The sequence below is a fragment of the Methylocaldum sp. GT1TLB genome, from assembly GCF_051027445.1.
GTDB lineage: Bacteria > Pseudomonadota > Gammaproteobacteria > Methylococcales > Methylococcaceae > Methylocaldum.
The window spans coordinates 920,809-934,698 of record NZ_CP194898.1 but is presented as its reverse complement, the minus strand read 5'-3'; the positions used below and the strand labels follow the sequence as shown (position 1 = coordinate 934,698).

General features: G+C 57.4%; 10 protein-coding genes. 9 read left to right on the top strand and 1 reads right to left on the bottom strand.

Annotation, left to right across the window (positions count from 1 at the left end; genetic code table 11):
* Positions 1-2: 2 nt before the first annotated feature.
* From ACR2R1_RS04020 to ACR2R1_RS04005, 4 genes are all read left to right on the top strand, one after another.
* Positions 3-1,241 carry a PhoPQ-activated pathogenicity-related family protein gene (locus tag ACR2R1_RS04020; RefSeq protein WP_166642424.1) on the top strand — a complete coding sequence of 413 codons (1,239 nt, stop codon included), beginning with the start codon at positions 3-5 and terminating at the stop codon, positions 1,239-1,241.
* A gap of 715 nt (positions 1,242-1,956) precedes the next feature.
* Positions 1,957-2,427 (top strand): transcriptional repressor, encoded by a 471-nt coding sequence (locus ACR2R1_RS04015; RefSeq protein ID WP_240502563.1) that lies wholly within the window; start codon positions 1,957-1,959, stop codon positions 2,425-2,427.
* Positions 2,428-2,522: 95 nt separating this feature from the next.
* Positions 2,523-4,616 carry a TonB-dependent receptor gene (locus ACR2R1_RS04010; RefSeq protein ID WP_434112755.1) on the top strand — a complete coding sequence of 698 codons (2,094 nt, stop codon included), beginning with the start codon at positions 2,523-2,525 and terminating at the stop codon, positions 4,614-4,616.
* Positions 4,617-5,038: 422 nt separating this feature from the next.
* Positions 5,039-6,337, top strand: coding sequence for a citrate synthase (locus ACR2R1_RS04005; protein ID WP_077731034.1), 1,299 nt, complete (start codon positions 5,039-5,041; stop codon positions 6,335-6,337).
* 96 nt (positions 6,338-6,433) lie between these two features.
* Here the strand turns inward: ACR2R1_RS04005 and ACR2R1_RS04000 are convergent, their stop codons facing one another.
* The gene (locus ACR2R1_RS04000; RefSeq protein ID WP_434112753.1) at positions 6,434-7,963 is read right to left on the bottom strand and encodes a diguanylate cyclase domain-containing protein; all 1,530 of its coding nucleotides are present in this window, start codon (positions 7,961-7,963) and stop codon (positions 6,434-6,436) included.
* A 605-nt stretch (positions 7,964-8,568) separates the two neighbouring features.
* Between ACR2R1_RS04000 and modA the strand changes: the two genes are divergently transcribed.
* The 5 genes from modA (at position 8,569) to atpD (ending at position 13,707) form a co-directional block, all read left to right on the top strand.
* The gene (gene modA, locus ACR2R1_RS03995) at positions 8,569-9,351 is read left to right on the top strand and encodes a molybdate ABC transporter substrate-binding protein (RefSeq protein ID WP_156880892.1); all 783 of its coding nucleotides are present in this window, start codon (positions 8,569-8,571) and stop codon (positions 9,349-9,351) included.
* Positions 9,348-10,202, top strand: a complete 855-nt coding sequence (locus tag ACR2R1_RS03990) for a sulfite exporter TauE/SafE family protein (RefSeq protein ID WP_156880891.1) — start codon at positions 9,348-9,350, stop codon at positions 10,200-10,202. Before modA ends, ACR2R1_RS03990 begins: the two co-directional genes overlap by 4 nt.
* 25 nt (positions 10,203-10,227) lie before the next feature.
* Complete coding sequence (locus tag ACR2R1_RS03985; protein WP_208110020.1) at positions 10,228-10,923, top strand: ABC transporter permease subunit; 696 nt, start codon at positions 10,228-10,230, stop codon at positions 10,921-10,923.
* Positions 10,924-11,325: 402 nt separating this feature from the next.
* Complete coding sequence (locus tag ACR2R1_RS03980; protein WP_156880890.1) at positions 11,326-11,691, top strand: hypothetical protein; 366 nt, start codon at positions 11,326-11,328, stop codon at positions 11,689-11,691.
* Between the two features lie 630 nt (positions 11,692-12,321).
* Positions 12,322-13,707: a F0F1 ATP synthase subunit beta gene (gene atpD, locus ACR2R1_RS03975; protein ID WP_156880889.1), complete on the top strand. Its 1,386-nt coding sequence runs from the start codon at positions 12,322-12,324 to the stop codon at positions 13,705-13,707.
* The last annotated feature ends 183 nt before the right edge of the window (positions 13,708-13,890 follow it).

Here is a 13,890-nt window from a genome sequence, read left to right as displayed (position 1 = left end):
GAATGGCGGGAGCGCTCGAAGACTATGTTAATGCGCCGGACACCGCGTACCATTGGCGGTATGAGTCGGAAGCCCAAGAACCGTGGGGAACGCTGATCCGTTTGGAGTTGATATCCCAGAAGTGGCGTGGCGAAACGTGGAGCCACGGTCTTGTGATCGTCCGGCCGCTCGAGCTGCGTAATCCCAAGACTGCCTTTCTTCTGATAACCCACGATGGTGCCGCCAGCATCGATCTGTTGAAGACGGTGGCGGAACGAGCCGGAGCCATTGCGGCTGCGATTACCGGCGTTCCCAATCAACCATTGTATGGGCGTAGCGAAGATGCGCTTGTCGCTTATACGTTCGATCGGTATGCGGAAACGAACGACAAGACCTGGCCGTTGCTTTTCCCCATGGTGAAAAGCGCGGTGCGGGGCATGGATGCGGTTCAGGAGTTCGTGGGGCGGACATTGAGTGTCGGCATCGAGAAGTTTCTGGTCGCCGGTGCCTCCAAACGAGGTTGGACGGCCTGGTTGACGGCAGCCGTCGATGGGCGGGTCAAAGCCATCGCGCCCATGGTATTCGACATGTTGAACATCAAGACGCAACTGCAATGGACCGAGAAAGTCTATGGCCGGCAAAGCGAGTATATCCACGATTACACCGATCTGGGGCTGCATCGGGCCCTGGACGACAGTCCTCTGCAGCGGTTGCGCGTGTGGGTGGACCCCTACGCTTATCGCGAACGTTACAGAATGCCGAAGTTGCTGTTGCTAGGGACTAACGATCCTTATTGGACAGTCGACTCGCTGCGTCATTACTGGCATGACCTGCCCGAGCCCAAACTGCTGTTCCAGGCGCCGAATGCGGGTCACGGTGCGGGTAGTACTCTGGAAGCCAGGCAGACGCTTGCAAGCTTTTTTGAAATGGTCGCGGACAATCATCCGCTGCCCAGGCTGGCATGGACGCATACGCAACGGGGGGATGATACCGAGATGATACAGGTCAAGACCAACGCGAAACCGACCGCGATACGTCTTTGGACCGCCGAGTCCTCGGATCGCGACTTTCGTAACGATGCTTGGTCGAGTCGTAGCCTGGCGCTCAATCCGGAGCGGAATGGCGCCGCCATTCTCGTGCGTGCGCCCTGTGACAAATATCGTGCGTATCTGGTCGAAGTGGAGTTGCGCTCTCCGAGCGGCCACCCTTATCAACTATCGACCGAAGTCCGGGTTCTTCCCGATCTTGCCCGCATCGAATAAAACGGTTTCGGATGGCAGCTCAGCGTATCGGGTGTCATGTCGGAGCGAGAAATTGTCGTCAGATCCCGACGTCCAGGAGCGAGATTGCTCTTTTGGCTCCAATTTATTGATGACTACTGTATTGGAATTGAGCGAGTTGGATCCGCTATCACGATAGGCGGGAATCCTGGCCTTGCCTTTGCATAAAATACGCGGCGTTTTGCAATCAAGGGGGGAGTTCCAATCCATGCGCATTTTGATGTTGAAGCCGATCCTGGCCGTATTGCTTATCGTGTTTAGCGGATCTTCCGTGGCTTCGGGAAAACATGCCCACAAACATAAACATCATAAGCACCGCCACCACAAAACTGTTCATGTCCACGAGCATCACCACCACTATTACGACGACAGGCATCGGTATGTTCCGATAGAGCGACCGGGCTTGCCACGGCTACCGGAGCTGCCTCGCCTTTCTGATTTGCCGGCGCCTCCGCTGCCGAGATTGCCGCCTTTGCCGGGCAGGTAGAATCGCTTGGTGCCTGCCCTCGAGTAATGGTCTGGATCGGCTTGATCGTTATCTCGCGGAGAACGCACTCCGCTCGAATACAGGATCGACCTCGTTCCAAGACATTTGGCTTGTCGCCACTGTAGAGATGTTATAAAGTAACATAAAAACGCAGCGCTTGAGGTCCAAGCAATGAATGTCAGGACTCCGCCTAGTCAAAAAGTGTACACGATGCCCACCCATGATCACCGCGGTTGTGTCGACCGAGCGCTCCGCGTGGCGGAGCAGCTGTGCGCCCAGCGCGAAGTTCGGCTGACGCCGATCCGCCGCAAGGTGCTCGAACTCATCTGGGAAAGTCATCGCGCGGTCAAGGCTTACGACCTGCTCGACAAAATCAAACCGTTCGAGCAAGCCGCAAAGCCGGCGACGGTTTACCGGGCCTTGGAGTTTCTGATGGAGCAGAGCCTGATCCACCGTGTGGAAAGCCTCAATGCGTTTATCGGTTGCAACTGTTCTGAGCGGAGGCACGAGCAGCTGTTGCTGATTTGCGAACATTGCGGGAATGTCGAGGAGCGACCGGGAGCCGAGGTAATGGCAGCGGTCGCGAGTGAAGTGGAGCAGGCGGGATTTATTCTCCACCGGAAAGCTATCGAAATTCACGGCTTGTGCGCCCATTGCGCGCAGGACGCGGCTGACGCCTGAGCCAAAGCGTATCGGGCCGAGAGCTGTCGACTCGCTCGAATTCGTAACGTATATGTAACGCTATAACATTAGCTCGATAGGACCTTATAAGAAACATGAACAAGCGAGTCGTCCTGCTGATGGCTTCAGCCGCATCTTTTGCTTCGTCCGTGGCAGCCGAAGAGGAATCCGTAAAAGAATTGGAGCCCGTATTGATCACCGCGCCGGTGCATAAACTGGCCGAGGAAATGGCACGTCCCTTCAATGCCTTGAAGGGTGATGAGCTGTCTCGGAAAGTTGGCAATACCCTCGGCGAAACCTTGAATCAGGAACTCGGGGTGACCAGCTCGTCTTTCGGCGCCGGCGTCGGCCAACCGGTCATCCGCGGGCAAAGCGGTCCGCGCGTGCGAGTCATGCAGGACAGCCTTGGAATTCAGGACGTGTCTACCCTGAGTCCGGATCATGCCAATGCCGTCGAGCCGATTCTCGCCGAGCGTATCGAGGTGCTGCGGGGGCCTCAAACTCTCTTGTACGGCAGCGGAGCCATCGGTGGTTTGGTCAATGTCATCGACAACCGAATTCCCGATCGGCTGCCGGAGAAGGTCGTTACCGGCGCGGCGGAACAGCGCTACAACACCGTATCCGACGAAACTACGAGTGTTTTGCGCTTGGACGCGGGGCAGGGCATCTTCGCCCTGCACCTGGATGGTTTCTATCGCGATCGGAACAATGTCGAGATTCCGGGGTTCGCCATCGATGAACAGGCGGAAGCGGCCTCGCACGGCGAGGAAGGCCATGAGGAAGCCATCGCCAATACGAAAGGATATATCGCCAACACGGACGCGAGGGCACGGGGCGGCACGGTAGGCTTCTCGTTCATCGGGGACCCGGGCTTTTTCGGATTCTCCGTCAACCGACTGGAAAACGATTACGGCATTCCGCCCGGCGCGCATAACCATGGACATGAGCACGGTGACGAAGAAGCGGAGGGGCAGGATAGAATTCGGGTCGATATGGAGCAGTCCCGCTACGATTTCAAGAGCGAGCTCTACGATCCCGCGCCTTTCGTCGAGACGCTCAAAATGCGCCTCGGTTACACCGATTACCGCCATGTCGAGCGGGAGAACGGCGCCACGGGCACCGTGTTCAGCAACGAGGCGGTGGAAGGGCGGATAGAGCTGGTTCACAAGAACGTCGGTTCCTGGCACGGGGTAGTCGGCGTGCAGGTTCAGGACAGCGAATTCTCCGCCGTTGGCGAAGAGGCGGTAGTGCCGAAATCGGATATTTCCTCCTACGGTTTTTTCGCCGTGGAGGACATGCATTGGCGCAACGTCCTGTTCGAGTTGGGGTTGCGCGTCGAAGATCAGACTATTACCCCCGATAGCTTGAAGAGCGTTTCGCACACGCCGGTCAGCGCCTCGAGCTCGGCCGTGTGGAACGTTCGCGACGATGCGGCTGTGACCTTCGCGGTAACCCGCTCCCAGCGGGCGCCCCAGGTCCAGGAACTTTTCTCGAACGGTTTCCACGCCGCGACCAGGAGTTTCGAGCTCGGCAATCCGGCGCTTTCGGAAGAGACCTCCTACAATCTCGACCTCGGTTTCCGCTATAACCCCGGTTGGGTCAGCGCCGAAGTCAATTTGTTTCACAATTGGGTCAACGATTACATCTTTCAGCGTAGCCCCGGCACGGTTTTCAACCGGGAAACCGAGGAATTCGAAACCGTGTGCTCCGAGGAGGACGCGTGTATTCCGGTGCTGGAAAGTACGCAGTTGGACGCCACGTTCAAGGGCTTCGAGGCGAGCCTGAAGTTTCCGGTGTTCGACCAAGTCTTCGGGAAGCTGGATCTCACCTTGTTTTCAGACTACGTGCGCGGCCGCTTCGATCATGGCGGCGATGTCCCGCGCATGCCGCCGCTCCGATACGGTTTTCAGCTGGATTACGGCTTCGAAAAACTCACCGCCTTCGCCCGGCTGATGAATGCCGAGGCGCAGAACAATCCGGGCGAGAATGAAACGAAAACGGACGGGTATTTGTTGTTCAATGTCGGCGCCGAGTACCGACTGGCGGTCGCCGACTATGCCGAGCTCATGGTATTCATAAGAGGCAAGAACCTGCTCAACGAAACCATTCGCAACTCCACGTCTTACCTCCGCAATATCGCACCGGAGCCTGGCCGCGCCGGAGAATTCGGGATACGCGTCAATTTCTGATGCTCGGAATCGCCCCGAAATTCACGAAATCGGAATGAATGCCGATCGGCAAACATTTTCAGCTCCCCTCGGCACACTTTAAGCCGACAACTTTCCATCCCGCCAACTCCACGCCGCGGCGAGAGCCTGGAATGCAGAAGCACGTCCCAGAGTGTCGGTTGCCGGCGAACTTACTCAGGATGGTCGCAATCAAATAAGACAAATTTGTACCAGCATCGTGGGCTTTGTCGTTCGTCGTCTGATGCCGGCTTATGAACCGACAAGCGGTCAAAAAACGCATATCGAATAGCCGGTCGACACTCGAACACTAATTATGTTCGTTGAGACTCTCCTTTGGCCGTATGCTGCGCGGGAGTAAACTGGAGTCTAGGTCTATGGAAAGCCGCTATTTCTAGTCAGATCAAATCCAAACGGAAACCACTATGACCAACGAATACATCAATTTGACCGATCCTGAAGGCAGACGTCTTACGTCTTTGCCGGTGATCAGGGGAACGATGGGGCCGTCCGTCCTAGATATTTCCAAGCTCTATTCCGAGGTCGGTTGTTTTACCGTAGATCCCGGTTTTGCGATGACGGCGAGCTGTGCGAGTGGAATAACCTTTATCGACGGCGAACAAGGAATTCTGCTGTATCGCGGATACCCCATCGAACAGTTGGCGGCCCGCAGCAACTTTCTGGAGGTCACTTATCTGTTGTGGTATGGCGAGTTGCCGAATGAAAGCCAATTAAGGCAGTTTACCCATGAGGTCGTGCACCACACCATGATCAACGAATCCCTGAGGCTCTTTTACCAGGGGTTTCATCATGACGCCCATCCGATGGCGGTTTTGGTGGGGGTAGTGGGATCGCTTTCGGCGTTCTACCACGATTATTTGGATATCCACGATCCGAGATCGCGGGAACTGGCGGCGCTCCGCCTGGTTGCCAAGATGCCGACCATAGCCGCGGCGGCGTACAAATACACCATGGGACAGCCGCAAATCTATCCCGATAATTCCCTGAGCTATACGGGCAATCTTCTGCATATGATGTTTGCCATGCCGACTCAGGTCTATGAGGTCGATCCGGTCGCCGAGCGGGCTTTGGACTTGCTGCTGGTGTTGCATGCCGACCATGAACAGAACGCGAGCACCTCGACGGTGCGCTTGGCCGGGAGTTCGGGGGCCAATCCTTTCGCCTGTATCGCCGCGGGAATTGCGGCACTGTGGGGTCCGGCACACGGCGGCGCAAACGAGGCGGTCATCAAGATGCTTCAGGAAATCGGGGATGCGAAGCACATACCCCAATACATCGCCCGCGCCAAGGATAAGAACGATCCGTTCCGCCTCATGGGATTCGGTCACCGCGTGTACAAGAACTTCGACCCGCGCGCGACGATTATCCGCGAGACCTGTTACGAAGTACTGGAAAAGCTGGCCGATACCAAAGATCCGCTGTTCGATCTTGCCCTTCGATTGGAAGAGATCGCGTTGAAGGATGACTATTTCATCGAACGCAAGCTATATCCCAACGTCGATTTTTATTCCGGCATCATTTACCGCGCTTTGAAGATTCCGATGAGCATGTTTACCGCAATGTTTGCGGTAGCGCGTACCGCCGGTTGGATGGCCCACTGGATGGAGATGATGGCCGACCCCGAACAGCGTATCGGCCGTCCGAGACAGCTTTATACCGGCCCGGTCACGCGCGATTATGTGGCGTTGAAAGAACGGGGCTAGCCTGTTTCGCATCGAATAGATCCGTATTCAGAGCTTCGCCAACGAAAAGCCGGAGCCGCATGGCTCCGGCTTCGCTTGTCGGTTACGCCGTGCCGTTCAGGCCTTCTTTCTTAGAGGCACCGCGTTGGAATCGACGATCGCCGGCCAGTTTGTTCTCCTGCCTCTCGCCTGATACTTTGCGGTAAGCGGCTCGTTCAGATAGTCGGTACCCTGGCCGTCAAAAATGTAGGTGCGATCACGGCCTTTTTGCTTGGCGATGCGGCACGCGTTGTCAGCGCTCCGGAGCACTGAAGACGCATCGCCGCTTGCGGCCGTCAAAGCCGTAATCCCGATGCTGACGCTTACCCACAAATCCTTTCCTGCCCACGACAATCGGCAGCTCCTGACGGCGTCCCGAAGATTGTTCGCCACGATCCATGCCCGCTCGATCGGACAGTTCTCCAGCAACAGACCGAACTTGTCCTCGCCGAGACTCCCGAGAATATCGCTCTGCCGCAATCGTCTTTCCAGAGCCTGCCCGACTGATTGCAGCAATTGATCTCCAGCAGCGCATCCGTAGGTCTCATTGACGATCTTGAAGCGATCGAGATCGATATAGCAAAGTACATAGTCGGATCGGTTCTCGCAGGGAGCCGCCAAGAGATTTTCCAAGCACTGCTCGAATTCGATGCGGTCGTACAAAGCCTTGTCGACGCTTGCATTGGCAACCTTGAGCAGGTCGGCTTGTTTTTTCAAGGGCTCCGAGCGCTGAGCGTCCAATTCACCCAGGCGCTGGCGATAGTACGCCAGTTGCTGTTCGACGTCCTTGTCCTTGCTGATGTCGACGAGCGTGCCCTGCAGGAACAGCGGCCGGCCGGCGTCGTCGTGAACGACACTGGCTTGGTCCAAAACCCAGCGCGCCTTGCCGTCTTGTGTGATCACCCGGTATTCGCAACGGAGCGGCGCATGATGCTCATAGGTTCCTGCAAACTGCTCGATGACCATTTCCCGGTCGTCGGGATGGACCCACTTGATCAGCCCGATGCCGAGAGGGTCGTCCAGCCAGGTTTCCGGGGCGTATCCGAACTGTTCGGTCTGCGGGCTTACGTACAATAGCTTTCCCGGAGCCTCGAGCGAAGCGATATAGGTAATCGCGGGGATTTGTTCCACTAGAGCGCGGTATTTGGCTTCGGCTTTCCGTAACTGCTCCAGGGCTTCCTCCTTTTCGCGCAAAAGTCGAGTCTGGTTTACGTTGCGGGCAATCAGGTCCGGCAATCGCCGTACGAATTCGAGTTCACCGGTTTTCGCAACATAATCCGAGACGCCGTTCTTGCACATGTCCGTTGTCGCCGCAGCTCCGTCATCGGAAGTCATCATGATCACCGGCGTGGATAATTCGCCCATATCCACGGCCATGTCGGCGAGCAGCTCGTTTATGTCGAAATCCGGCAATCGCCGGTCGACCACGATGCAGTCGGGCCTCTCGGCCCGAATCAATTTCAGCCCCAGACGGCCGGTACCGGCTTCGATGACCTCGAATCGATAGATCGAATGCTGCTCGAGCGCCTGTCGACAGACTTGGCGGCAATCGGGGTCGCCGTCGATAAGCACGAGGCGGATAATCGGTGTGATGTTAAGGGCATTCATTGTGATAACTCGTTACAGTCCTGTAGGCATGGGAAACGGTTCGTTCCGCGGCCAGATCCAGTGGCGGTGAAGGGTTAGCCTGCAATCTCGGATATTCAGTGTCTATCCCTTTTTGTGGTGCAAAACTCTAGACTAAGTTGCGGCATTCGGTAATAAGTACTGTTCCATACCGGTAACAAGAACCAATCCGCTTTATTAACCCGGCCTATAAATATAGGCCGGGTTAATCCGGGGCAGGGATGCCCCGGTGCGGCGATAAGCCGCGTGAGCCCAGGCCTAAGCGTGTACCGGCCTGGGCGGCGGCCCGAAAGACCAGGAGGGTATTTACGGGCCTGATTAATAGGTTTCGCGGTCGAACGCCAATGCCTGTGTCACATCATCTACGGTTTTCATACGGACTCAGAACGCTCCACGAATGATCCGTCTATCCCATCGATGCGCGTCCGTATTTACATTGGCCTGGCGATCGGATCATGAGCGGTGCAGGGTTTGCACAATTGAGTTCGATATGCTTTTCCGAGCATATCGCCAAAATCTTTTCCCTATCGAATGCGATTCCGATGCGTTTTAGACGCGTTTTAATGAAAAAAGCGGAGCACGAATTGATGAAGCGTTTGGTTTCGGTGTTTTCGGTCATTCTGCTGATGTTCGGGTATTCCGCCTGGGCGGCAGAGCCTTCCAGGCTGACCATCACGGCGGCGGCCGATCTCAAGTTCGCGATGGAGGAGATCGCTAGGGCTTTCAGGAAGGAGCATCCGGAGGCAACGCTGGACCTCGTGACCGGATCTTCCGGCAGGTTCTACGAGCAGATCGTACAGGCAGCGCCATTCGATCTGTTCTTCTCCGCCGACGTCAAGTTCCCACAGCAATTGAAGGAGCAGGGGCTGACGGCTTCCGAGGTGCGGCTGTACGCTCGGGGACGCATCGTTTTGTGGAGCGCCAAGATGAACGCGGCCGACATGAAATTGAGCGATCTAGCCAAGCCCGACATTACGAAGATCGCCATTGCAAATCCCAAACACGCCCCGTATGGCACGCGTGCGGAGGAGGCGTTGAAAAAGGCCGGTCTGTGGCCGAAAGTCGAAAAGAAACTCGTGTTCGGCGAGAATGTGGCGCAGACCGCCCAGTTCGCAGAGACCGGCGCCGCCGAGGTCGGTATCATCGCTCTGTCGCTGGCCGAGAGTCCCATGCTCAAGCCTAAGGGCGGATATTCCTTGATTCCGGAGAATCTGCATTCGCCTCTGGATCAGGGTTACGTCATCCTGAAACGGGCCGAGGACAATCCATCGGCCAAAGCCTTTGCCGATTTCGTCTCCGGCGAAGCCGGCAGAACGATTTTCCGCCGCTACGGTTTTGTGCTGCCCGGTGAATCGGGCTCCTCGACATGAGCCGGCACGTTAATCCGGCATCATTCGGGCCAGCGGCGCCCGTGGCGCCGCGGCACAGCATAGCCGCCTTCGGCGGCGGAGCGCTGATCGGAACCCTGGGCGGTTTGATCGGGCTGGGCGGCGCGGAATTCCGATTGCCCCTGTTGATCGGGGCGTTTCAATTCGCGGCTCTGGAAGCGGTCATCGTCAACAAGCTTGTCAGCTTGACGGTAGTGGCCTCGGCCTTGCCGTTCCGCACCGACACCGTGCCGTTCGCTATCGTGGCGGCACACTGGACCGCGATCGTGAATCTTCTAACGGGCAGCTTGGTTGGTGCATGGATAGGAGCGGGCTGGGCGATTCGGCTCAAAGGGGAAACGCTTTATCGAATCATTGCCGTGCTGCTGATGGTCATCGCCTTGGTCTTGCTGTTCGGCCATGACGCGAGCAGCCAGGACCGTGTGCCATTCCTGGGCATCGCGTTGACCGTCGCGGGTGTCGCGGCGGGTTTCGGCATTGGCGTCACGGCATCGCTCTTGGGTGTGGCGGGAGGGGAGCTTTTGATACCCACACTGGTGCTGCTGTTCGGGGCCGATATCAAGCTGGCCGGCAGCCTCTCCCTGGCAGTGAGTCTGCCCACCATGCTCGCGGGATTTAGCCGCTATAGCCGGGACGGGAGCTTCGCAGTGCTGGGACGAAACCGTCGTTTCGTTGGGATAATGGCGGCGGGCTCGGTGATAGGAGCGTTCCTCGGGGGCCGATTGCTAGGCATGATTCCCAGTACGGTATTGCTGCCGCTTCTGGCGCTGGTCCTGGTTTTGTCGGCGGTCAAGATTTGGCGCCACGGTCTCGAACGCAGCCGAAGTCTTTGAATCGTGGGGGAGGGGGAGATCGGCCGTGAACCGATTGCCGGGAATCATTCTTGCCGTCGTCAGCGAAGGGGATATTTCGCTGGTTGATGTCGCAGCTGGGGAAAATACTTTGACCGCAATGCTGGTGGAAACGGCGGAAACCGCGCCCTATCTGCGAGCGGGGAATGCCGTGTCGGTCTTGTTCACGGAAACGGAAGTTTCGCTGGGCAAGGTGCTGAGCGGACGCCTTAGCCTGCGCAACCGTCTCCAGGCCGAAGTGGTCGAAATGCTCAAGGGCGAACTTCTGGCCGAGGTCAAGTTGCTTCTGGCCTTCAGTCCCGGGAACGCGTTCGGCCGTTTTCTGGACGAAACCTTCGGACTGCGCCTGGTGTTCGGTTTCGAAGAGCTGGTAGTGGCATCCGTGCTGTTCAGTCTGCCGTTCATGGTGCATCCCATTCAATCCGGATTCCTGCATTTGCCGCGCAGTTTCACCGAAGCGGCTTACACGCTCGGCCTATCGCGCCGGGCAACCCTCCTTCAAACTCTGCTGCCCAACATCAAGCCTGCCTTGCTGACCGGGATCGTCATCAGTTTTGCCCATACCATCGGCGAGTTCGGCGTGGTGCTCATGATGGGCGGAACTATTCCGGGCGTGACCCGAGTGGCTTCCATAGCCATTTACGATGAGGTGGAATCGCTCAACTATGCCGCCGCCAATTTTTATGCGTTCTGTTCGCCCTGAGCTTCTCCATACTGCTCGCCGTGTTTTTTCTCAACAAACGCGGCCCGAGAAGTCTGTGACACTGGAACTCTCTATACGAAAAAGCCTGCACACCGCGGAAGGCGTCATGGCTCTCGACCTAGCGTTCGAGGTCGAGGTGGGGCGTTCAATCCGCTGGTCGTGAAAGTGGCGTCACCCTTCGAATCCGGCTCCGAGCGAGGATAAAGGAACTGTTCCGTCGTCGGATATCGCCGAATCCAAATGACAGCCGAAGAGTTATCTGGCGACTGCCCGCTTCGCTCGAACTGGGCTGCGCGGACCATGGTCGTACTTCAAGGGAGGTTTTCGGCAAGCTCCGGTCCGATATAGGGGCGTAATCCTTAAGTTGAAAGGCCCGTTTCGGCGGTATGTGCTTGAGTCGTGATGAACGCTACGCAGGTAAAAAGTTTCCTGTTTCTGACCGTGCTTGCGATCATCGGTTTTGGGCCGTTGTCATTGACGTGTTTGATCGGCTTGTTCATCGTTGTCAGAAGGCCCGAATGGTTTTATCAGGTCGTCGAAAATCTTTATCGGGGCACGGCCTGCGGGGCGGTGGACTGCGCGCCGGGGCAACACGGACACGGTTCGGAAGCAAGGAAGGCCAGAATCAAATCCTTCCTGTGCCTTTTTATCCTGCTGGTGCTGGATATCGCTCCGGTTCCGGTGGCGGGCTCGATCGGTTTGTGCGTCGTCCTCATGCGGCCTTGCTGGTTCAAGACCTTGGTCGAAAGAATCTACTACGGCGTGTGAGGATGCCACGGCCATCCGATCGAAAATCCGCACGAAAGTCTCAAACAAAGCCTTTACGGTGTACCGGCTGAGGACGGGGTAACTTGCCCTCAAATTTCCCGATGAGCTGAGCGCCACGGTAATTCGTTGCCGCACGAGCTTTTACGCCGAAAACGAGGAGCTTCGATAGAGGCTTCCTCCAATCTTTGGATCTTACTTTGGACGCGGTAGGCGATCGCGGCAAGCCGCACGATCCGGGACGCTCGGCCGGGGTAACTCGAATGAGGGACAGATAGGCGGGCTCGGGGCAGATATTCGCTCGACGGGTAGGGATCGAATCGGGCATTCTTAGGTTTTGATGCTAGAGCGTTTTCATCTCGCTCGTACGGCAAAACAGGCTTGGCGGAAGTCGTTGGCGCCTTCGGCTCGGGTGAATGGATTCAAGCATTCGTAGGTCGGCAATCCTTTGCCGACGAAGACGCTCGGCCGGGACGTGGTGTCGGGAAGGGGGGCTTCGGCGCTCCCGAAGACGCCGTTTGCGATTGGGAGGGATTCCCGACCTACTCGCGAGTGCCCGTACAGTCGGTATGAAAATGCTCTAAGGGGCGGCCCGACAGGCCGATCCTCTAGAACTTGGTCGCAGAACTTGCAATGAGCACTCAGGAAACACAAGTTACCCCTTTACCCATCGGCCATATCGTCGAGGTCTACGGTCCTGTGGTCGATATCGCCTGCCGGTCCTTGCCGCCTTTGCATCGGTCTTTGTATGCCGCGATAGACGACGAGCGTTATATATTCGAGGTTCATCAGCATCTCGATCCGACTCGGCTTAGGGCGATCACCCTGCACCGGACGGCAGGTTTGAAGCGCGGCATGCCGGTTTACGACAGCGAGGGCGCCTTGCGGGTGCCGGTCTCGCCGGAATGCCTGGGACGGCTCCTGAATGTCTTCGGCGCTCCGCTGGATGGTGGTGGCCCGCTGCCGGACGCCGAGTTTCGAGAGGTTTTGGCGCCTCCCGCCGCGCTGCACGAAGCTGTTCCGGCCAGCCGTATCCTGGAGACCGGCATCAAGGTGATCGACCTTTTATGCCCGTTCGTGCGAGGCGGCAAGACGGGGTTGTTCGGCGGTGCAGGCGTCGGCAAGACGGTATTGATCATGGAATTCATGCACGCCATCGTCGCGTTGCATCAGGGGGTTTCCGTGTTTGCCGGGGTAGGGGAACGCATTCGCGAGGGGCACGAGCTTTGGCATGAAATGCGCAATACCGGTGTCATGGGTAACGCGGTCCTGGTGTTCGGACAAATGGACGAATCCCCCGGCGTACGGTTCCGGGTCGGCCTGACGGCGCTGACCTATGCGGAATATCTACGCGACTCTTTGGGTAAAGAAGTTTTGTTTCTCATGGATAACGCCTTCCGTTTCGTGCAGGCAGGAAGCGAGGTTTCGGGATTGCTCGGACGGATGCCGGCCACGGTGGGTTACCAGCCCACCCTAGCGAGCGAGGTTGCGGAACTTCAGGACCGAATCGTGTCGACCCATAGAGGCGGTATTACATCGGTTCAGGCGATTTATGTTCCGGCCGACGATATGACCGACCCGGCGGTAAATGCCATCCTGGGCCACCTGGACACCCGCGTGATCCTGTCGCGCGCTCAGGCGGCCAAAGGAATTTATCCGGCGGTCGATCCGCTCTTGTCCGGCAGCAAGATGATGGACCGCTATTTTCTGGGGAATCGCCACTACGCCGTCGCCGAGGCCGTGAGAGAGCATCTGGCCCGTTATCAGGAGCTGGAGGACATCATCACGATGCTGGGTGTCGAGGAGCTTTCCGAAAAGGACAGGCTCATGGTTCTGCGAGCCCGCAGGCTTCAGAGATACCTCAGCCAGCCGTTCCACACGGTTGCCGAACATACCGGCATTCAGGGGATTTCCGTTCCCTTGGAGCGAACTCTGGCCGACTGCGAAGCCTTTCTGCGCGGCGACTATGACGATTTACCGGAGGATCGCTGCTATATGCGCGGAGCAATGCAGTCGTAACCGCTAGGTCGATCATCGCGAGCGCATGGGAGTCGTCCTGTACCGGACATCTTGCCGACGATCCGCACTCTGCTAGCATAGGCAGTCCAACGACGGGGGGAATCGGCCGGCGAACGAGATTCCGTTGGCCTTACCGGTCGCTGGCCCGTGCGGCATACACGATAACCAACGATAAGCAGTCGG

Coding starts and splice junctions, on each gene's coding strand:
- ACR2R1_RS04020 (WP_166642424.1), top strand. CDS start 3: ATGGCGGGAGCGCTCGAAGACTATGTTAATGCGCCGGACACCGCGTAC.
- ACR2R1_RS04010 (WP_434112755.1), top strand. CDS start 2,523: ATGAACAAGCGAGTCGTCCTGCTGATGGCTTCAGCCGCATCTTTTGCT.
- ACR2R1_RS03980 (WP_156880890.1), top strand. CDS start 11,326: ATGAACGCTACGCAGGTAAAAAGTTTCCTGTTTCTGACCGTGCTTGCG.
- atpD (WP_156880889.1), top strand. CDS start 12,322: ATGAGCACTCAGGAAACACAAGTTACCCCTTTACCCATCGGCCATATC.
- ACR2R1_RS04000 (WP_434112753.1), bottom strand. CDS start 7,963: ATGAATGCCCTTAACATCACACCGATTATCCGCCTCGTGCTTATCGAC.
- ACR2R1_RS03990 (WP_156880891.1), top strand. CDS start 9,348: ATGAGCCGGCACGTTAATCCGGCATCATTCGGGCCAGCGGCGCCCGTG.
- modA (WP_156880892.1), top strand. CDS start 8,569: ATGAAGCGTTTGGTTTCGGTGTTTTCGGTCATTCTGCTGATGTTCGGG.
- ACR2R1_RS04015 (WP_240502563.1), top strand. CDS start 1,957: ATGCCCACCCATGATCACCGCGGTTGTGTCGACCGAGCGCTCCGCGTG.
- ACR2R1_RS04005 (WP_077731034.1), top strand. CDS start 5,039: ATGACCAACGAATACATCAATTTGACCGATCCTGAAGGCAGACGTCTT.